Raw genomic sequence first — 20243 nt, 5'->3', positions numbered from 1 at the left:
ATATACTTTCAACTGCCAAAAGAAACCTTTTCGCAAAAATTGATATACAAAAATATTACGTCATTCATTTTACCATTAAAGAACCAAAATGTCTTGAGTTAAGAAGAAAAAAATGAAAAAAGTTGAAAACAACTAGTATTTTTTACCGTAAATCATTTGAAAATGACGTTTTGCTCGCCTAAAACGTAAGCTAATTGTTGCTGACTAGCGCTTGTATGAGCGACCCAATTTTCTTCATTTAATACTATTTTCTTTCCTGTTTTTTCAAAATAGACAATCACTGGAATGTGTCCAGCATGACGACTAAGTACCTCTTTCATTTTCTGAAAAACGTCCGTTTGTTCGACATCTTTTGTAATTCTGATAAAACACGTTTCGTCACTAATTGATGTTTCTACTTGTTGCGCTTTTTCTATTCGTTGAACCAATATTTGCAATTCTTGATTGTACGTACTGCGTTCCACTTTTCCTTCCACATAATAAACTTGCCCTTTCTCGACACTCTGTCTTAACTGGCGAAAAACAGTTGGGAACAACGTTAGTGAAATACTTCCTGTTGTATCATCCCCATCAACAAAGGCCATTTGTTCTCCCTTTTTGGTCCGAATCGTCCGAATGTTTTTGACATAAATCAATAATTTCGTGGGCTGATTTTCAACAAGTTCATGAACAAGTTGCGTTTGCTTGGCTAAGCGTGTTTTTTTGAACTCTTCTGTCGGATGTCCTGATAAATAGACCCCTAAATATTGTTCTTCTTGTTCTAGTCGCTCTTCTAGCGGATAATCGGCAATTTCTTCTTCCTTTGGCTTCAATGTTTCTAACAAATCCATACTACCACCGCTGAGAAGAATACTTTGGATATTACTCTCTAAACCTACCGCTAATTGACGGCGATTAGGCGCAATTTCGTCAAATGCACCGATGGCAATCAATGGTTCGATATTTTCAACTTTCAACCACTTACGGTCAATTCGCAAAAGAAACTCATCGAACGTTTTGTACGGTCCATTTTCTCGGCGTTCATTTAAAATATTTTGAATGAAGTCTCGGCGGATTCCTTTTAAAGAACTAAAACCAAATAAAATTTGCTGTTGCTGATTTAGGTAAAAGCTGTAGTGACTTTGGTTAATTGACGGCTGCAAAATCGTCTGCTTGTTTTTTCTAGCTTCGCCAATATATTCTTTAATTTTTGTTGGATTATGACGAACAGAATGCAACAATGCGACATAAAAAGCACTCGGATAATGAACCTTCAAGTAAGCCATTTGAAAACCAATAAAGGAATAGGCAAATGCATGCGAGCGGTTAAAGCCATAATTAGCAAAGCGCTCTATATAATCGTACACTTGGTTAGCTGTCTCTTGGGGATAGCCTTGTTGTAGCGCACCATTAACAAAATGATTTCGTTCTTCATCTAGCACATCTTTTTTCTTTTTACTAATGGCCCGACGTAAAATGTCAGCTTGCCCTAAAGAGAAGCCTGCCATTTTCGCAGCAACTTGCATAATCTGCTCTTGGTAAACAATAATTCCGTACGTATTTTCCAAAATGGGGGCGAGACTAGGCTCTGGATAACTAATTTGTTCCAAGCCTTTTTTCCGGCGGATGAAAACATCAATATTTTGCATCGGACCAGGACGATACAGGGCATTGACAGCAGCAATATCTTCAATGCTAGTTGGCCCTAATTTTCTTAATACATTCCGAATTCCAGCAGATTCAAACTGAAAAACACCACTTGTTTCCCCTTTTCTAAATAAAGCCAGCGTCGTTTCGTCATCTAATGGAATCTGATTCAAACGAATGGTTTGATTATAGACGCGTTTAACAGCTGTGAGGGTATCATCAATGATGGATAAATTTCTTAAGCCCAAGAAATCCATTTTCAGAAGACCAATTTTTTCAACATCATTCATAGTAAATTGGGTCAATAAAATTTCATTCGATCCTAGTTGTAACGGAACCAAATTCAAAAGATTTTCATCACTAATTACCACACCTGCTGCGTGCGTAGAAACATGGCGAGGCAATCCTTCTAGCTGAACAGCTGTTTTATAGAGCAATTGATTATTTGGTGAAAAATTGACCAATTCTTGCATCCGTTTCGACTCTTGGTACGCTTCTTCTAACGTAATTTTCAGCTTGTTGGGGACAGCTGCCGACCAACGATTCGCTTCACTCTGGGACAACCCGAAAACACGTGCAACGTCCCGTAAAACCATTTTCGCAGCCATCGTACCAAACGTGGCAATTTGCGCCATGTGATAATGACCATATTTTTGACTGACATAAGCTAAAACTTCCTCCCGCCGATTATCAGGAATATCTAAATCAATATCGGGCATCGTGTAGCGTTCCGGATTCAAAAAACGTTCAAAGAGCAAATCATATTTGATTGGATCTACATCTGTAATTGATAGCACATAGGACACTAAAGAGCCTGCAGCTGAACCTCGGCCAGCGCCTGTAACAATTTGATTGTTATGACAGAAGTCCATCACATCCCAAACGATTAAAAAGTAATCATCAAAGCCCATATTGTGAATGATGGTTAACTCTTTTTCTAATCGTTTTTGGTAAACTTCATTTAGATGAGGCACTCTTTCTGGTAATTTTTCTAAACACAATGTGCGTAAATAAGAACCAGCCGTTTGATTATCAGGCACAGGAAAATGCGGTAATAATTTTTGATGTAAAGGAATGTCAACTCGGCAATTTTCAGCTAGCTGAATCGTATTCTGGACCACTTCTGCACCAGCTATTTGAAGCATTTGTTCCATCGTCGTCTCTGCTTCACGCAAGTAATTCAGACCTTCTATTTCCGGTGTTTGACTTGTAATATTCAATTGATTATTTTCTTTGATGCTCTCAAGAACAGTTACGGCAAAGCCTTCTTCCCTTGTTAAATGACGTACCTCTTGCAAAGCCACGCCAGGTAATTGTTCTCTTTGGTAAAAAGAAAAGAGCGCTGGATTACGTTGTTGATTCATTGAAAAAGAATGTTCAACAAATAACGACTGGGGATCAAAATATGAAGCAAGTTGTTGGAAAGCGTGAACCGCTTGTTGTTCATCTTCAAAAAATGTTTGGGCGACTTCTCCTTTGGCTGACAAAGTCACGGCAAATAAATCACTTAATAAGGATTGATGTTCCGCTAAGTAAAAGGGACCCTCTGTCGTCATTTTGCTGCTAGATAGTTGCATTAATTGCTGATACCCTTTTAAATTTTTAGCAAATAAAAGCAATTCGGAATGCCCTTCTTTTTCTGCTGGGGTATATTCTAATCTTAAACCGATAATTGGTTGAATTCCCGCTTCTTGGCATGCTTCATAAAATTCAACCGCCCCATGCAAGACATTGATATCGGTAATCGCTAATGTTTGATAACCTAACGCTTTCGCTTGTTTTACATAGGAACGAATCCTAACCGTACTAGATAAAAGCGAATAGGAAGTAACGGTATGTAATTGTGGAAATGACATTGGACAGCTCCTTTTTGAATCCTTGCTATTTTTTGCCTCTTCTCTTATTTTCCTATCGCGGATTCTTTACTTTTAAAGAAAATATGCTAAACTAAGAGCTAGAAAAGAGGTGCTCATATGCGTTATCTTGTTGTATTTTTCTGGACCTTCGCATTAGGCCAAGTCGTTGGATATATCGGCGGTGCATTATCTGGTGGTTCATACGACTTTAAAATGACAACGATTCTATCGTTGGCAACAGCCGTTATTATTTTATTAATTGCACACTTTGCAGTACCGAAAGAAACCAAACCTGTTAAATAAGAAAAAACCAGTTACTAAAGTTATTGTAACTGGTTTTTTTATCTTTTCAACTGTTTAGAGCTTTTTATTTAAAACTTTTCGGAAATTAAAGAAGGACAACCCAATGTTTCCTAAAACGAAACAAGCGGTTACCAGAAAAACAGAAGAATAGCCAAAACCATGGGCAACTGTCGACCCTACCATCGGTCCTAAAACTTGACCGAAATTACTACACATCTGATTGTAACTATAAACTCTACTTACGCCCTCTGTTGGCGTTATTTTACTAATTAACGTATTAATTGATGGCATTAAAGCACCTGTTGAAAAACCTAAAAGGAATCGTAAAACACCTAACTGAAAAGGTGTTTGCACAAACGCCATGGGAATGTAACAAATAAAAGAAAGAATTAATCCGCCTAATAAAACTTTTTGGTTCCCAATGCGGTCCCCAATTTTTCCCAAAGTTGGAGAAGAAATAATTGCTGAAACGCCGGCAATCGAAACAATCAAACCACTAACAAATAATACATTCTCTGTATCGCCACTTAAAGATCGAATATAAAGCGTTAAGATTGGGCTGATACTTGTAATTCCTAATTGTAAAATTAACGTAGTCACAAACAAACCAATCAATACTGAAACATGATCCATCTTACTAAAAATTTCTTTCGTCGTTAATAAATCCTTTTTCTCAACTGGTTGAAAATCTTCTTTAACTAAAAAGATAGTCAACAACGTTGTAATGAATAAAATAACGCCGGTAATAATAAAGACATTTTCCATTCCAAACCACTGTGCCAACGCACCGCCAATCGATGGCGCAATTAACGTCCCAGCAATTGCACCTGTTGATAATGTCCCTAGAGCCCAGCCATTTTTCTCTTTTGGCGCCTGCGACGCAATCATCGCTGTTGCGTTAGGAATATAGCCGGATAAAATCCCGTTCATAAACCGCATAATCAACAGCCAGTATACATTAGGGACAAATGCTAACGCCCCCATTGTGATCGTCATTCCTGCTGCAGCGCGAATCATCATAATTTTCCGACCTTTTCGATCAGCTAAATTTCCCCAAATCGGTGCAACAATCGCAGCAGCAAACGCCGTGACAGAAATTGCCAATCCAGAAAACAACTCTACTTGACTCTTAGGCGTCCCTAATTGTTCAACGTATACTGGAATAAACGGCATAACTAAGCTAATACTCGCCCCTGTAAAAAAGCAACCAATCCATGCGACTAATAAATTCTGCTTCCATTTTATTTTCATACTTTTATCCACCTTATCACCTCTTCACCTACCACTATACTCTAAAAGAGTGAATCTCTCAAAAGAAAATTCTTTAAAAAAAAGTCTGACAGACCGGTCAAAACGACCAATCTGCCAGACTTCTTAACACTTGGGCTTAAGATAAACAGCTGAATAAATACAACACCTTCAAAGCTAACCGCTGTTATCTTAGCCTCACTTCTGTTTACTATAAAATAGCTAAGATTACAAAGTTTAAGATAAACAACGCATCAATGACCCAAATAATTGGTGAAACTTCTTTGGCTTTTCCTTTGACTACTTTCACCACTGCATAAAAGATGAACCCAGCAGCAATCCCATAAGAGATGCTATAACATAATCCCATGAAAATTGAAGCAAAAAATGCTGGAATCGCATCTTCTAAATCCGTCCAATTGATGTCTTTGAAAGAAGCTAACATCATAATTCCCACTAAAATTAACGCTGGAGCCGTAGCTTGTGCTGGTACAATAGCAATAAGTGGTGAAAAAAGACTACTTAGGGCAAATAGAATTGCTACCACTACCGATGTCAAACCTGTTCGACCACCCGCACCGATTCCTGCTGCACTTTCTACATAAGTTGTCGTATTCGATGTACCAAAAATCGCACCGATAGATGTTGCAATAGCATCTGCAAATAGAGCTTTGTCCATTTTAGTGCTGAAACCCTTACTATCTTCTAAAGCTAATTCATCTTCTTTAGAGAAAATCCCTGTTCGACGTCCCGTACCGATAAATGTTCCAATTGTATCAAACGTATCTGATAAACTGAAGGCAATAATGGTCATTAAGACTTGAGGAATTTTTGAAGAATCACTAAACAATGACTGTAAGCCCTCAGCACCAAAAGCAGCGCCAAAAGTTGTACCTAATTCTTTAAATGAATTGCCCAACGAATTAGCATGCCAATCAACCGAAGCAGTGTCTACCACCCCCATTGGAATTGCGACTAACGTAGTAACCACAATGCCAATTAAAATAGCTCCACGAACATTCGTGACAACTAAAATCATTGTTAAAACTAACCCAATTACCGCCAAAATAATGGCTGGATTATCAAAATTTCCTAAAGCGGGCACGATACTCGAACCATTCACAACACCATTTTGAGGTTCTGCTTGTACTGTGAAACTTAGTAAGCCAGCATTTTTCAACCCTACATAAGCGACAAAAATTCCAATCCCACCACCAATAGCATGTTGTAAACTCTCTGGAATTGCTTTAATAATCATTTTGCGAATTTTTGTCACTGTAATCAAAATGTTAATCAAACCACAAATAAAAACCATTGCTAATGCTTGTTGCCATGTATACCCCATCCCAAAAACGACCGTAAACGTGAAGAAAGCATTGAGTCCCATCCCCGGTGCTTGAGCGTAAGGTACATTAGCAAACAGCCCCATAATTAATGTACCGATGATTGAAGCAATAATGGTCGCTAAAAAAACAGCCTGAAAAGGCATCCCTGTTTCTGAAAGAATGGACGGATTAACAAATAAAATATAACTCATTGCAAAAAAGGTCGTGACCCCCGCCATTATTTCAGTTGATACCGTTGTCTTGTTTTCCTTTAATTTGAAAAACGTATTCATAATTGCACTTCTCTCCCTTAAAATCCATGTTTTCGAATAATTACTCTTTGATTATAAGAGAATCGCTATCTTTTTACAACAAAATATTAACTATTATATATATTTTTCTATATAACGTTCGTGTTTTGTGGATATAAAAAAAGAAAAAGCTTTACATTGCTTCTTCTTTTCCTAATAATTGGATTAGCCCAAACAACAGCATCTGTAGAAACATCATTAATAAAATAAACATTAATTTTTGAAGGGACCAGTCAAAAAAGATAATTTTCACTGTTTCAATTGGACTCATAAAAAGATAGACACTGTGTAATCGATCAAAACGTCCAACATAAATCGCCAAAGCAGACAAGAAATGAAGGCTGGCTTGAAAGACTACAATTGTTCTATAGTCACAATAACTTTGCAATTTCTGACTAACAGTTGTTACTGTTTTCATCCCTAAAAGTCCATATATAACAATCCCGCTAGTTAAGCAAACAAACGCCCACCAATCACCAATTTGGTTTGCAAAAATCGTATTAAAGCCTCGATAAATAGATAGCGTTTCTAAATGAAAAAAATCCGTAAATAGGTACGGCGCATTAGGATAAAAAATTAACCAAGCAAAACCTATCAACCAATCCCTTTTACGTTTTTCTGCGTTTAAAAGATAACTAAGTTCAATTGGAATATAGGCTAACAACACGTTCAACGCCATAAAATGAAAATGCGTAGCAAATAACCACATATAGATACAATAGATTAAGGTGATCACTCGTAAATAATTTCTAGAATTTTTCAAGATGCTCTGCGCTCCTTTTTCAAACGGTTTATTTTAGTGTAGCATACTTCTTAAGCTTTTTTTTAAACCTTATAAATGAACATGCTTCTCCCCTTGATAATCTTCGGTTTTATGCTAGACTGAGTAAAAGGCATTTAGGAGGAATTTTTACTTGAAAAAATTAATTGCTATTGATTTAGACGGCACAACATTAAATGCACAGTCTTTAATCAGTCCAAAAACCGAACAAACACTAAAAAAAGCGATTGACAACGGTCATTACGTCAGTATTGCCACTGGACGTCCCTATAGAATGAGTCATCAATTTTACCAACAACTTGGCCTAACGACCCCTATGGTTAACTTTAACGGCGCTTTAGTCCACATTCCAGAGAAAAAATGGGACTTGGAAAGCGAAGCCAATATTGAACGTGACCTAGTCTTTGACATTTTGGAACAGAAAAAAGAATTACAATTAGATTTTGTTGCTGCTGAAAACAAAGAAACATTTTATATCGATACGTTAGATGGGTTCGATCCGAAATTTTTTGCTTCCAAAGCAACCTTAGATAATTTACTTACTGCTAAAAATTTACGAACCAATCCTACCTCAATGATGGTTCGGACCACACCAAACCAAGCTGAAAAAGTTGCTGATACATTGACAAAACAATATGGTGATTATATTGATGTCCGCACTTGGGGCGGTCCAATGCCTATTTTAGAAATGGTCGCAAAAGGAATTCAAAAGGCCCATGGCGTTGATCAAGTGGCGAACTTTTTATCTGTCAAACCAGCTGATATCATTGCTTTTGGCGATGAACATAATGACGAAGAAATGTTAAGTTATGCTGGTTGGGGTGTTGCTATGAACAATGCCACGGATAAAATTAAATCCGTAGCTAACGATGTCACTGAAAAAACAAATGATCAAGATGGTTTAGCAGATTACTTAGAAAATTATTTAGATCTATAAAAGGCTAAAATAAAAGTATTTCTTTAAAAAGAACTCACTTTGGTTTAGCTGATAATCTTAAGATTACGAAAGTGGGGCATAAGTCGAAACGACTTATGCCCCACTTCCGTTTTTTTATTCCTTCAATGAATTTTGAAACGTGCTGATTTTTTCAGCCAATCTTTGATAAGTAGTAAAAGACGGATGCTTTAGCTCTTGTTCTTCGTTAACGGATAAAGTTTGTTGTGTCGTAATGGCCTTTGTTAGTGCATCTACAAAATGAATAAAAGAATTGTTGGTTTGTTTATTGTATCCTGGTGAATAATATTTCGATTGACGATAAAAAGGCCGCAGGGCTGTTTCTGTGATTTTTTCCTGTTCATCTGAAAAGTATTCATCATAGCTGACATGTTTTATTTTCTGCTCTTCTGTTATCACTTGAAGTCGAGCGATTAGGCCATTGCCTAAATCTTCTGCGTAACCGATATACGTTTCTTTCGATGGCTCTTTTAGCCAAGTGTCCATCTCTGCTGCTAAAGGCATTAAACCTTCACGCGCAGAAGTTGATGAACCGCGTACCGTATAAAAATTACCTGTGACACGATTTTCGTCACGCATTTGTTTTTCTACATAAGTAATACCATTAACAACGGTGACTAACGTATCGTCTGTGCGCGTGTTGCTTGCTTGAAATTCAGGATAATCCGACAGGCGTTTGTTGACACCCGAATATCGTGTATCGTAATAAGGATCACTAGCAAACTCTGTAAACTCAACATTCAGAATCCGTTGCGTTTCAGGTTCCGTAATAATCTCTACAATGCCGTAATTTCCGCCAGTAAATACACCTTCATTTTTATAATAGTTACCCGTCATTAATCCCAAAGGCGGTTGATTGGACCAAAACATTTTTTCCTTTTTTTCTTCTGGTGTATATTTTGCTGGTGGGGTTGTCCCAAATGTCGTTTGTGTGGCCCCTGTAACCACTTCGTACGTGTATTCATGAGAATCAAAAGTCAATTGATTAGCAATCAGTTCGTCATTTTTAGTCGGCGCTTGTTTTTCCACCGCAGAAGTCGTTTGATTGGTGACGGTAACTTGCTTCACTTGCTTTGTCTCTTGCGGACCACTTGTTGTTTTTTTCGTTGGCTCTTGATCTGGCGTACAACCGACCAAAACAAATAATCCGATAAAAACCAACATTCCTTTAATATGTTTCATTCACTTCTCTCCTTTTTATAAACGCTTAATTTCCTCTTATCTCCAGTGTAGCAAACATTTATAAACCAAAACTGACGGAAAAATGAATAAATAATAAACAAAAACGCTAAGCCTCCTGCAGCTTAAGAGACTTAGCGTTTTTTTATTTAATTGCTTGGCGCTTTTGGCGCAACCACTCTTCTTTAATGTGTTCAGATAGGCGAATCATTCGTTTACCAACTTCACTATATTGGTTAGTAGCTAAATTGGCTAAAGAAATTCGAACTGACCATTTGTCACTCCCGAAAGCATCCGCTTTTAAAAGCATTAATTTTTCTTTTTCTGCTAACGAAGTTAATACTTTTGTGATCGTCCACGATTTCGTTAAATAACTTGAAAATTCTGGGCCATAACGTTTTTCTGTCCAATCTCTAAAGTTAATTTCACAATAGTATGCTGTATTTAAACTTGCTAAAGGCTCTTCAATGCCTAAGGTGCGGAACAAGAGCTTTTCACGCGTATGACAAATATCCATCACTTCGTCTTTATATGCTTGACCGTCTTTTAACAAAGCATACAAACTAAATAAAGCCATCATTGCTTGCTGAATAGAAGAAAGTCCCGCTGCATGGTTCAACGCAATATCGCGGCTGTCTGCTACTAAGCGGCTGATAAAGTTAATTTGGCTTGTGTCTGCATTCAATGTAGCATAACGTGCCTGTAATTCCATTTTTCGAGCCACTGGCAATTCTTTTAATAATTGATCAAAGATGTTCTCTTGGCTAACCGCAATAGTCCCCACACGCCAACCGGTAGCGCCAAAGTATTTAGAATAAGAATAGATACAGGCTGTATTGTAAGGTAACTCCGTAAATAGTGAACGGAAAGCTGGCACAAAGGTTCCGTAAACGTCATCTGTTAAAATCATTAACTTAGGGTTATCCACTGCAACGATTTGTTTGATTTGTTCAATGGTAGGTTTTCCCATAGCATTAGCAGTTGGATTGCTGGGATTTACGACAAAAACAGCTTTGATGGACGGGTCTTTTAGTTTATCAATTTCCTTGTTTGAGTATTGATACGTCGTTTTTCCATCAATAATCATTTGCTCTGCTTTGATTTTAACCACGTCAAAATCATAACGTGGTAGTTCTGGAATTTCTAGATAAGGAGCAAACGTTGGTAATAACAACGCAATACGATCACCTTTTTCTAGTAAATAATTATTTGCCAACGTATCAAACAAGTAACAAATCCCTGCTGTACCACCTTCAACGGCAAAAATATCAAACGGTTGTGCTTCGCTGGAAAATAATTCTTGATTTAAATATGCTTTAATCGGTTGTTCACACGCCTTCAAGCAACGAACAGGATTCGGATAATTATCCCCAATCACATAGTCTAACATGGCATCTAACCACATTTCCTTATCCATCCCAAAATAGTTATGCTCTGCTGTCCAAATTTCTTGTAAAAAGGTTGCCCCTTTGCTAGGATTTTCTGCTAAAAAGTTTAAGAAGCGTTGCGTTCTACCAAAACTTGGCTGAATCATACCAGCCGTTTGTTCGCTCCCCTCTCTTAACGTTTCTTTTGTAGCAAATTGACCTAATAAAAAAAAGGCTTCCCTTGGTGTTGGCGCCGTCCAATTAGGATTGCCTCGCCCTGCATTTAACAATGTTTCTAAATTATGATTTTCTTCATGTAATTTCTTCTCTAAAAATAGACTTAATTCAAACGGACTAAGATTTTCTGTCAATTCATCACTTGTTATCATTTTATCCTCCTGAAGCACACGCGGTCATTTAGTATTTAGTATGTAGTCTATACTACTCTTCTACCTCCAGATGTCAACCATTTAAGCGGAATATTCTGACAATTAATAAAAAAGAAACAATCCTTTATAAAAAATAAAGGATTGCTTCTTTTTCGCTGATTAACCAAAGAACCGTTGCATCTCAATTTTTGCTGATTGGACAGAATCAGAAGCATGGATTAAATTTTTGGTGACAGACAACCCATAATCCGCTCGTAAGGTGCCACTTTCAGCATCTAACGGATTCGTTGCTCCAACTAATTTACGCACTTTTTTAACCACATTGTCCCCTACAACGACCATCACAACCACTGGGCCACTTGTCATATAGGCTAATAATTCAGGGAAAAATAGTTCATCTTTTAAATGCTCATAATGTTCCTTCACTGTTTCTACTGTTAGTCGTTCGAATTTAAGGTGCAATAAGTCAATACCTTTATCTTCAAAACGTTGAATGATTTTGCCAACTAACTTTCGTTCAACGCCATCTGGCTTAATAATTACTAAACTTGTTTCCTTCATTTTTTCCATCCCTTTCAAAACTTCCTTTTGCCCTTTCCCAAGGGGTAGCTACAGAATAAAATGAAAGCGGATACTTTGTCAATGATAAATTTTCTTTTCCTTTTGATTAAATAAAAAATTAAAGATTATTCACAAGGTTTGTGAATTGTTCTTTCAGTTCTGTATTACTTGTTTCTTTTAAAAACAAATAAGGTTGCTCCTCTACTGGCTGTTCTTTACTCACATAGACTTTGGCTTCACCATTCACTAAAGTAAATAAATAGACATGCTTCTGGGCAACTTGTGTCGCACTGTCAGAGTATACTGCCACCAGACAATAACCCCCTTCGCTGCCTGTTTCTGACCAATTTAACCAAATGGGATTGTTCCCAATAGCTGGTTGTATTTTAGGTTCATAACTCAATAAATCATCAGGCACTTGAATCGTGTAAAAAGCTACAGAGTGACCTGGTTGGTACGCTTGATAGTTCTGATTGCGTTCTTGACCCCAGGTTTCCATGTATTGTCCTAACTGTTTTGCTTTTTGCTGATTCCAAATCGTCCCTTCTTCTGTAACTAATTCAGTTAATTCTTGTGTTTGCGTTGTTTGCTCTAATTCCAACGCCGTAGTTTGACTAACTTCGGTTGCTGAAATTGCTCTTGTTTCTTCAGTATTTACATTGTTTGTTTGTACGGTTTGTACTTTCTGTGATTCCTCTTTCGATTTTTGCCAACCACAGCTAGATAAAACGCTTCCAACAACCGCTATCATAATAATCCCGTTTAGTTTCATTCCTTAAACTCCTGTTTTTATTTTTATTCTATCGAAATAAACCTAAAATCTCAATCCCTTTCTTTGGATAGTTGAAAACCATTTGGGAACTAGTAATTCTCCACAATTATAGTCCTCTAGTAATTGTTGGTATTGCTGTTCCATAGTCCTGATTTCTTTTTCACCAAAGCTCAGTGCCCAAACTAAAGAATAGAGTCCTGCGTGAAAAGTATAAAGCTTTTGAAACTGCCAAAATAAGGTAGGAACTTTCCCAGCAAAATAACCTTGTAATTGACCATAAGCAAACAATGGCGAAACATTTCTTGAAAAAAATTGTAACTTGTAAAATTCTTCATAAGGATCCCCAAAATCCCATCGATTAAAATCAATCACACCGACCTGCCTAGTTGGCAAGTAAATAAAATTTCCCACATGGAAATCTCCATGCTGATAAACCACAGGCCGTTGTTGCAATAACGGTAATTGTTTTTCTAAATATGAAATTATTGGCTGCTGGTACGGCATACAAAATTGAGATTCCTTATACTTATTTAGTTGGCTCTGCTTTTTTTCGTATAAATTTCGCGCAATCTCTCTTTGACTAATCCTTTCAGGCAACAAAAGCTTATGGATTTTGTTTAAATAGCGGCCTGCCTCTACGCCTAAGTTCAGTTGTCCTTTGGGAGAAAGAGCGGGTAAAACACCGCTTAAGTCTTCACCTTCTAGATACGTTAATAACATGTATCCTTGTTCACTTTCAGGAATAGGTGCACATAAAAAAGGTTTAGAACTGGGAAATCCTAACGCCGCTACTTTTTTGATAAATTGATATTCTTGTTGTTTGGCTAATAACTCTTCTTGTTGAAAAATTCGCAATAAAAAGGTTTCTTGATTTTTGGTAACTTTAAACTTTAAATCAGTTGACCAACCACGGTGAATAGCTTCAACTTTTTGCCATTGCTGAAACGCTGGAATCTTCTCAAACGCCCTCATTACTTTCGCCTCCATTTCCCTATTGGTTTTAGTATACCAAAGAAAAAAGGCTGGAGACAATTGGGGATAAATTGTCTCTAGCCTTCACTGGTTATCATTTTCTAGTTTTCCTTATATAAATCGTTCCACTCGTTACTAAGAAAGCTCCTCCTAAAACAACCCAGAAAGTACTAGGTACTTCTGCACCTGCTTTTGGTAATACTTTTTTGGGAAGCTGTTCTTGTTTCCCAATCATACTTTTATTAGAAAAAGCATGCGTACTTTCTGTTGATTTGGTTCCCTGATTTGCTGATGAATTCAGCGAATTATCTAAGGATGACTCACTAGTAGTTTTTCCAGCTTTGTCTGGGTTTTGGTTTTGATCTTTTCCTTCGATTGGTCCTTCACTTGTTTTTGTTTCTTTGTCTTTTTCTGGTTTGCCACTTGCATCTGAGTCTTTATCTTTTTCTGGTTCGCCACTTGCATCTGGTTCTTTGTCTTTATCTGGTTCGCCGCTTGCATTTGGCTCTTTGTCTTTGTCTGGTTCGCCACTTGCATCCGGCTCTTTGTCTTTATCTGGTTCGCCGCTTGCATTTGGGTCTTTGTCTTTGTCTGGTTCTTCTACATGTGGTTGATTTATCTTGTGGTTATTTTCAAATAAAGCACCTAATTGTAGCAACGTTCGGTCTTCATTTAATGCACTATTAAATTGAATCCCCAAAGGCAGTCCTTCTTTTGAAACGTAAGTTGGTACACTTAATGCTGGATGTCCAAATAAATTTGCTTGTTGTGTAAACGGTGTATATGTGAACGCCGTCAGCCATTGGTCATAAATCAATTGTTTTTGTTCTGCTGGTGACAATTGATCAATTTTTTCCATCTGTGCTGCATGTTCTGACTTTAGTAACGGATTATCAATACTAGGTGCCGTGGCAGCCGTCGTTGGTGTTAATAAGATAGGATACTGTTGATAAAATTCGTCCATCGCTTGTGCTTGTAAAGCAATATCTGTCCAAGCCGCAGTTGTCTCTTCACTCGTTATATTTTTTCCTGTTTGAAAAAGCGCCCATGTTAACAGTTCTACATCATTTCGTTCAAGCGGTCTTTTCAATTTCTGCCGCGCCATAAAATCGGCAATTCCTGCTGAGCCAGCAGCTACAGTATAATAATTTTTCATTAGACGTTCCCCATCAACAGGGTGCTTCACTTCAACCAATGTGTACCCTTGGTCTTTTAAAAAAGCAACAGCTTCAGCGACCGCCTCTTTTGCTTCGGCACTTACAGGCGTTCCGGCAGGAGATTCTGTTGTATAAGCAATGGGTTGCGCTTGACTTAAATGTCCCGCAGGAAGATCTTTTTTGGTTAATAAGGTTTCAAATAATGCATTTGTATCCGCCACGGTTCGACTTAAACCAAAGTGAACAGTTTGACCTTTTGCACTATTAGAATTACCAATGATTACTCCTCTAGAAGGTTTCAAGCCTACGGTGCCTGTCCAAGAAGCAGGGATGCGGATAGAGCCACCAGCATCACTTCCAGAGGCAATAGGAACAAATGCCGCGGCGACACTAGCACCCGCTCCGCCTGAAGAACCGCCTGAATAATGGTTAGGATTCCATGGATTGACGGAAACGCCATATAACTTTGAATCTGAAATATTCTTCCAACCTAATTCTGGATAATTCGTTTGACCAATGATTATGAATCCGGCATTTTGTAGTGCTTTGACAAAGGTCGATGTCCCACCAGCCACTTGATCTTGGAGAAAACCAAAACCGTTCGTGTTGCTTTCACCTTTCAAGGATTGTCCTAACCCTTTTAGTAAGAGCGGCACACCTAGAAATGGTTGACCTGTATCTTGTAAAGCTTTTGCTTCTGTCAAAGCCGCTTCTTCTCGTAAAGTAATGACCGCATTTAATGTAGGATTTTCACGTTTAGTGATGGCCAACGCAATTTTTACTAATTCTTCGCTCGTCACCTTTTTTTCTCTTACTAAAGTTGCTAACTCCAGTGCAGTTGCTTGTTTATAATCTGTTTCTGAAAAAGCATTCTCTGCAGAAACAGCTTTTTCATCTGTATCACTATTTTGTATCTCATTTGTGGTTTCAGTGGTTACTGCAACCACATTTCGGCTACTGCTTTCGGCGATTGCCGAAGAGGATTCTTTTTCCTGCATCACCGTTTGGCTAGTAGTTTCAGATTCCAAGTTAGCTACAGTCTGACTGGTTTCTGTTGTTACTGATTCCGTTTCTGTTTGAACGGTTGTTTCTAGTATACTTTCTTGTGCCAACATTGGTACCCCTACCAGTGTTTGGCTAATTAATAAAATAATCCCTAACTTTTTGAACAAAATCGACTTCTTCATAAGTCACATCCTTTATCTATTAATACAGATAAAAAATCTGTATTACTTATAGCATAAATGAAAGCGATTAAAAAGTAAAGTTCTCTTGAACATTCCAATGTTCAACTTTTAGGCTAGGTCCTTTTTATATGCTAAAATAGAATAGAAACGGAGGTTTTTTAATGGAATGGATTGAAATTAAGCACGCAACACAAAATAATTTGAAGAATATCTCTGTCAATATCCCTAAAAAGCAACTAACTGTTGTTACTGGACTTTCGGGTTCAGGAAAGTCCTCCTTAGTATTTGACACATTAGCCGCTGAATCACGTCGTGAACTAAATGATACATTTAGTTCGTTTGTTCAAAATTACTTACCCAAATATGGTCGTCCAGAAGTTGAAAAAATCGAGAATCTTCCTGTTGCAATTGTCATTGACCAGAAAAAAGTAGCAGGCAATTCTCGCTCGACAGTGGGAACGTATACAGATATTTATACGTTTTTACGTTTGCTGTTTTCACGAGCAGGTTCTCCATTTGTTGGTTATTCAGATACTTTTTCGTTTAATCATCCGGATGGAAAATGTCCAACATGCGATGGCTTAGGAAAGATTACCGAAATCAATCTTCATCAGCTAGTTGATTATGACAAATCATTAAACGAAGGGCCTATCGATTTCCCCACATTTACAGTTGGCAACTGGCGGTGGAAGCGTTATGCCCATAGTGGTCTATTTGATTTGGATAAAAAAATCAAGGACTATTCTCCTGAAGAGTTAGCATTATTTTTATATGCTCCACAACAAAAACTAGCTAATCCACCCAAAGAGTGGCCTCATACAGCTTTGTATGAAGGAATCGTCCCGCGTATGCAACGTAGCATATTGCATACAGACGAAGGCAAACGTCATCAAAAATACCTTAATCACTTTGTTACCGTAAAAAGATGTCCTGATTGTTTAGGAAGTAGAGTCAATGAACGTGTTCGTAGCTGCAAAATTAATCAGAAAAGTATTGCTGATGCTGTTGACATGCCACTCACTGAATTACATTCTTTTATTCGTTCAATGGACCTATCCTTAATAAAAAATATTCAAGAAGAGCTACTTGTACGTCTAGAAGCATTAATTAATATCGGTCTCTCCTACCTCACATTAGGACGAGCAACTGAAACACTTTCTGGTGGTGAAGCACAGCGGATTAAAATTGCTAAGTATGTAAACAGCGCCTTAAATGATATTATGTATATTTTAGATGAACCAAGTGCTGGCTTACATCCAAAGGACATCGAACGGATCAGTCGTGCGTTGCTCAATTTAAAAAATAAAGGAAACACCGTGGTTCTCGTGGAACACAATCCACAATTAATTAGAGAAGCTGATTTTATCATCGATATAGGACCTTTCGCAGGCGAAAATGGTGGCCATGTCCAGTTTTCAGGAACGTATGACGCATTTTTAGCCTCCAAAACCTTGACTAGTCAAGCCCTTCAAGAGCCGCTCCCTTTAAACGACCAACCAAGAAAAGCAAGGAAGTCTTTAACAATCGAACATGCGACACTGCATAATTTAAACAATCTATCTGTCGAAGTTCCGTTAGGAGTTTTGACTGTTATTTGTGGGGTCGCTGGTTCAGGTAAATCATCATTAGCGGAAGAAATTTATCAAAAAGCCCAGGCTGATAACCAAGAAATTATTCATCTTTCACAAAAAAGCATTACCGCAAATTTACGATCCACACCTATGACCTATCTTAATATTTTTGATAAGGTCCGCAAACTGTTTGCGGAAGAAAATCATGTTAGTCCAGCTTTATTTAGCTATAATTCCAAAGGCGCCTGTCCTACTTGCAAGGGGAAAGGCATAATTGTCTCCGATATGTCTTTTATGGAGGATGTTACTAGTATTTGCGAAACCTGTCACGGAACGCGTTACAAAGAAGAGGTGCTTCATTATCTGTATAACGGAAAAAATATCGTTGAAGTACTAGCTTTAAGCGTTAAAGATGGCTATGATTTTTTCAAAGACCAGCCTTTTGCTCTTTCATTAAAAAATTTACTGGAAGTTGGCTTAAGCTACCTTAAACTCAATCAATCGCTCTCAACATTATCTGGTGGCGAATTGCAAAGGGTAAAATTAGCAGACACACTTCACCAAAAAAAAGCTATCTATTTAATGGATGAACCTACAGATGGTTTACACTTAATTGATATCCAACAAAGTCTTCAACTTTTCAATCGAATGGTAGAAGAAGGAAACAGCTTGATTTTATTAGAACATCACATTGATGTGATTAAAAGTGCCGACTGGTTGATTGAACTAGGTCCCGAAGGTGGAGAAAATGGCGGACAGCTTCTTTTTACAGGAACGCCAGCAAATATGCTAAATTCCACTCATTCTATTACTAAAGGCTATCTGTAAAATAAAAAGTACAAACGGTGCAAGCAACAAGCACCGTTTGTACTTTTTCTATTTTAACCCAACTTCCATCTTCACAGGTTGGTGATCTGTATATTTAAATTGTTCGTCCTTTGTTTTCACGCTATGAACAGCCACATTATCAGAAACAATAAAACCATCAATTACATACACTTGAGATGTTTCATAAGAGCCAGTGTAAGGCTTATTAAGCACCCGCACAGTCGGTTGTTGATCATCATAAGCAAGTGAAAAATGTTTAGGTAAGTCTGCAGGATCAATTTCTCCTGGCGCCCAACCAGCTTCCCCTAAGTCAGGATATCGATGACTGCCTTTGAAAACTTGATTAAAGTCACCTCCAGCAATTACATAGTTTCCTTTAGCGTATTCTTGGGATAATACCTCAGCTAACTTTTTGCTTTGAGCAATCTTCCCTTCCCCATTGTCATAGGCTTCCAAATGTAAGTTAAAAACCACTAATTCTTTGTCTGTGCCTTTAATTGGAAAGCGCGTTTCTAGAAGCGCTCGTTTTAAGTTACTAATGCTAACGGGCCAACGAAAGGGATTGGGTAAAGCAATGCGTTGGGCCTCTGTTATTTTTTCATTTGATAATGTTAATAAACCACTTTCTACTCGTCCAATCGGCGGCCAAGGAATGGGCACATAATCTACCTTAAAATTATAAGCAAATGCGCTGTTCAGCTGTAGCTGTTTTTGTAACTCTTCCTCTTGATTGACTTCATAAGAACGTTGCGAGCGACGATCGACTTCTTGGAATAAGTAAATCATCGCTGGTAATTCTTTCAAGGTTTCTTCAATGCCCGTTAAATTCTGTTGGACCATTGCCTTATTAACTGGTTGGACAGTTTTGCCACCGTCCATAAAAAAATCTTCTGTTTGTCCTAGGCCAGCATAGCCTATGTTATACGTGACTAAAGAAATGGATTGCTTTTTTTCGATGGTTTGCTCTGAAAATTGTTTATTTATAGCAACTGGTTCAACCGCTCGTGGTCGAAACTCTCGGAAGGTTAAATATCCTATCAAAATTAAAGCTATGCTTAGAAGAAGGACCATCAAGCTACCGAGATATTTAAAAAACTTTTTCATTGATTCCGATGTTCCTTTCACATTATGTCAAACCAAAAGTAGCAATTATCTTCGTTGCTACTTCTTCTGGTGTCATGTTTGAATTATTTATTTTCGTTATTTTTACATTTGGAAATGTACTTTCTAGTTCGCCTTCGTGGCTTACTAACCGATGTTCTTTGAAGGTATTGAGTAATTCTTTTCGAGAAAAGTCGACATCGCGTTTTGAAGGTTTTGCCTCTAGCCGCTCTGGATGAACATTCCGTTCTAGGCGGATTTCTGTTGAAGAGACGAGTTCGACGAAATAAACGGACTCATGTTTACTAAGAAAAATTTCTGATATTTCTTCTAAAAATTGAAAATCCTGTTCTTGATCAAAAGCAATCACCACTGTAAAAATAATGTTTTTTGTTGTATTTGTGGCTGGATTTTCTACAAAGGCATGAAAAAGTTCCTTTCTAACGGAATCAGACAATTGAAACGCACGTTCCGTATACCCAAGATAGTTTGCAAATAAGTCAATGGTTTGATGATTAAATAGTAATTTAGCATCTAACTGCTTTTCTAAAGCCTTGCCAACGGTCATTTTCCCGACAGCTTGGGCACCAATTAAAACGATTAAAGACATCAACTTCTCCTCCTCTAGCCTAATTTTTTAGGTGGCTATCTTCTACTATATCACACTATATTACAACACCTTACAAAACTGTTCGGAAAATTTTCTGTTTTTTATTACAAAAAAAAGACAAAAGACTCTATAATGAGAGAGGAC

15 protein-coding genes are annotated in these 20243 nt (G+C 37.6%); 3 read left to right on the top strand and 12 right to left on the bottom strand.

Annotated features, from left to right (window positions below):
* Nucleotides 1-152: 152 nt before the first annotated feature.
* On the bottom strand, nt 153-3482 hold the full coding sequence (gene dnaE / locus IGL37_RS03835; RefSeq protein ID WP_002361435.1) for a DNA polymerase III subunit alpha: 3330 nt from the start codon (nt 3480-3482) through the stop codon (nt 153-155).
* A gap of 117 nt (nt 3483-3599) precedes the next feature.
* On the opposite strand from dnaE, the gene IGL37_RS03830 reads away from it, so the two are divergent.
* Nucleotides 3600-3785 (top strand): YjzD family protein, encoded by a 186-nt coding sequence (locus tag IGL37_RS03830; protein ID WP_002355945.1) that lies wholly within the window; start codon nt 3600-3602, stop codon nt 3783-3785.
* Nucleotides 3786-3839: 54 nt separating this feature from the next.
* On the opposite strand, the gene IGL37_RS03825 is transcribed toward IGL37_RS03830, so the two are convergent.
* The 3 genes from IGL37_RS03825 to IGL37_RS03815 form a co-directional block, all read right to left on the bottom strand.
* The gene (locus IGL37_RS03825; protein ID WP_002381323.1) at nt 3840-5036 is read right to left on the bottom strand and encodes a multidrug efflux MFS transporter; all 1197 of its coding nucleotides are present in this window, start codon (nt 5034-5036) and stop codon (nt 3840-3842) included.
* 208 nt (nt 5037-5244) lie between these two features.
* Nucleotides 5245-6651: an NCS2 family permease gene (locus IGL37_RS03820; protein ID WP_033918007.1), complete on the bottom strand. Its 1407-nt coding sequence runs from the start codon at nt 6649-6651 to the stop codon at nt 5245-5247.
* A 151-nt stretch (nt 6652-6802) separates the two neighbouring features.
* Nucleotides 6803-7378: a DUF1361 domain-containing protein gene (locus tag IGL37_RS03815; RefSeq protein ID WP_002386206.1), complete on the bottom strand. Its 576-nt coding sequence runs from the start codon at nt 7376-7378 to the stop codon at nt 6803-6805.
* Between the two features lie 205 nt (nt 7379-7583).
* Between IGL37_RS03815 and IGL37_RS03810 the strand changes: the two genes are divergently transcribed.
* Nucleotides 7584-8387 carry a Cof-type HAD-IIB family hydrolase gene (locus IGL37_RS03810; protein WP_002364659.1) on the top strand — a complete coding sequence of 268 codons (804 nt, stop codon included), beginning with the start codon at nt 7584-7586 and terminating at the stop codon, nt 8385-8387.
* A gap of 114 nt (nt 8388-8501) precedes the next feature.
* Here IGL37_RS03810 and IGL37_RS03805 read toward each other — a convergent pair whose 3' ends face one another.
* The 6 genes from IGL37_RS03805 to IGL37_RS03780 form a co-directional block, all read right to left on the bottom strand.
* Complete coding sequence (locus IGL37_RS03805; RefSeq protein WP_033918006.1) at nt 8502-9587, bottom strand: hypothetical protein; 1086 nt, start codon at nt 9585-9587, stop codon at nt 8502-8504.
* A gap of 142 nt (nt 9588-9729) precedes the next feature.
* Nucleotides 9730-11340, bottom strand: a complete 1611-nt coding sequence (gene aspD, locus IGL37_RS03800; RefSeq protein ID WP_002355939.1) for an aspartate 4-decarboxylase — start codon at nt 11338-11340, stop codon at nt 9730-9732.
* A gap of 159 nt (nt 11341-11499) precedes the next feature.
* Nucleotides 11500-11910, bottom strand: coding sequence for a nucleoside-diphosphate kinase (gene ndk / locus IGL37_RS03795; RefSeq protein WP_002381321.1), 411 nt, complete (start codon nt 11908-11910; stop codon nt 11500-11502).
* A 109-nt stretch (nt 11911-12019) separates the two neighbouring features.
* Complete coding sequence (locus IGL37_RS03790; RefSeq protein WP_002376227.1) at nt 12020-12673, bottom strand: DUF4767 domain-containing protein; 654 nt, start codon at nt 12671-12673, stop codon at nt 12020-12022.
* A gap of 42 nt (nt 12674-12715) precedes the next feature.
* A complete protein-coding gene (locus tag IGL37_RS03785; RefSeq protein WP_002386204.1) occupies nt 12716-13660 on the bottom strand; it encodes an aminoglycoside phosphotransferase family protein in 945 nt (314 codons plus the stop codon).
* 79 nt (nt 13661-13739) lie between these two features.
* Nucleotides 13740-15989: an amidase family protein gene (locus IGL37_RS03780; RefSeq protein ID WP_016627073.1), complete on the bottom strand. Its 2250-nt coding sequence runs from the start codon at nt 15987-15989 to the stop codon at nt 13740-13742.
* A gap of 161 nt (nt 15990-16150) precedes the next feature.
* Between IGL37_RS03780 and IGL37_RS03775 the strand changes: the two genes are divergently transcribed.
* Nucleotides 16151-18388, top strand: coding sequence for an ATP-binding cassette domain-containing protein (locus IGL37_RS03775; protein ID WP_002364653.1), 2238 nt, complete (start codon nt 16151-16153; stop codon nt 18386-18388).
* Nucleotides 18389-18436: 48 nt separating this feature from the next.
* Here the strand turns inward: IGL37_RS03775 and IGL37_RS03770 are convergent, their stop codons facing one another.
* The gene (locus tag IGL37_RS03770; RefSeq protein ID WP_002391253.1) at nt 18437-19492 is read right to left on the bottom strand and encodes an endonuclease/exonuclease/phosphatase family protein; all 1056 of its coding nucleotides are present in this window, start codon (nt 19490-19492) and stop codon (nt 18437-18439) included.
* A 22-nt stretch (nt 19493-19514) separates the two neighbouring features.
* On the bottom strand, nt 19515-20099 hold the full coding sequence (locus IGL37_RS03765; protein ID WP_002364651.1) for an AAA family ATPase: 585 nt from the start codon (nt 20097-20099) through the stop codon (nt 19515-19517).
* Nucleotides 20100-20243: the final 144 nt, after the last annotated feature.

This window comes from Enterococcus sp. AZ119, from assembly GCF_050546175.1.
Classification (GTDB): domain Bacteria; phylum Bacillota; class Bacilli; order Lactobacillales; family Enterococcaceae; genus Enterococcus; species Enterococcus faecalis.
Note: the sequence above shows the minus strand (reverse complement) of the source record. Positions and strands in the feature narration are given on the sequence as shown.

Excerpts from the sequence above, each read along its gene's own strand:
- dnaE (WP_002361435.1), bottom strand. The coding sequence starts at position 3,482 with ATGTCATTTCCACAATTACATACCGTTACTTCCTATTCGCTTTTATCT.
- IGL37_RS03830 (WP_002355945.1), top strand. The coding sequence starts at position 3,600 with ATGCGTTATCTTGTTGTATTTTTCTGGACCTTCGCATTAGGCCAAGTC.
- IGL37_RS03825 (WP_002381323.1), bottom strand. The coding sequence starts at position 5,036 with ATGAAAATAAAATGGAAGCAGAATTTATTAGTCGCATGGATTGGTTGC.
- IGL37_RS03820 (WP_033918007.1), bottom strand. The coding sequence starts at position 6,651 with ATGAATACGTTTTTCAAATTAAAGGAAAACAAGACAACGGTATCAACT.
- IGL37_RS03815 (WP_002386206.1), bottom strand. The coding sequence starts at position 7,378 with ATGTGGTTATTTGCTACGCATTTTCATTTTATGGCGTTGAACGTGTTG.
- IGL37_RS03805 (WP_033918006.1), bottom strand. The coding sequence starts at position 9,587 with ATGAAACATATTAAAGGAATGTTGGTTTTTATCGGATTATTTGTTTTG.
- aspD (WP_002355939.1), bottom strand. The coding sequence starts at position 11,340 with ATGATAACAAGTGATGAATTGACAGAAAATCTTAGTCCGTTTGAATTA.
- ndk (WP_002381321.1), bottom strand. The coding sequence starts at position 11,910 with ATGGAAAAAATGAAGGAAACAAGTTTAGTAATTATTAAGCCAGATGGC.
- IGL37_RS03790 (WP_002376227.1), bottom strand. The coding sequence starts at position 12,673 with ATGAAACTAAACGGGATTATTATGATAGCGGTTGTTGGAAGCGTTTTA.
- IGL37_RS03785 (WP_002386204.1), bottom strand. The coding sequence starts at position 13,660 with ATGGAGGCGAAAGTAATGAGGGCGTTTGAGAAGATTCCAGCGTTTCAG.
- IGL37_RS03780 (WP_016627073.1), bottom strand. The coding sequence starts at position 15,989 with ATGAAGAAGTCGATTTTGTTCAAAAAGTTAGGGATTATTTTATTAATT.
- IGL37_RS03775 (WP_002364653.1), top strand. The coding sequence starts at position 16,151 with ATGGAATGGATTGAAATTAAGCACGCAACACAAAATAATTTGAAGAAT.
- IGL37_RS03770 (WP_002391253.1), bottom strand. The coding sequence starts at position 19,492 with ATGAAAAAGTTTTTTAAATATCTCGGTAGCTTGATGGTCCTTCTTCTA.
- IGL37_RS03765 (WP_002364651.1), bottom strand. The coding sequence starts at position 20,099 with ATGTCTTTAATCGTTTTAATTGGTGCCCAAGCTGTCGGGAAAATGACC.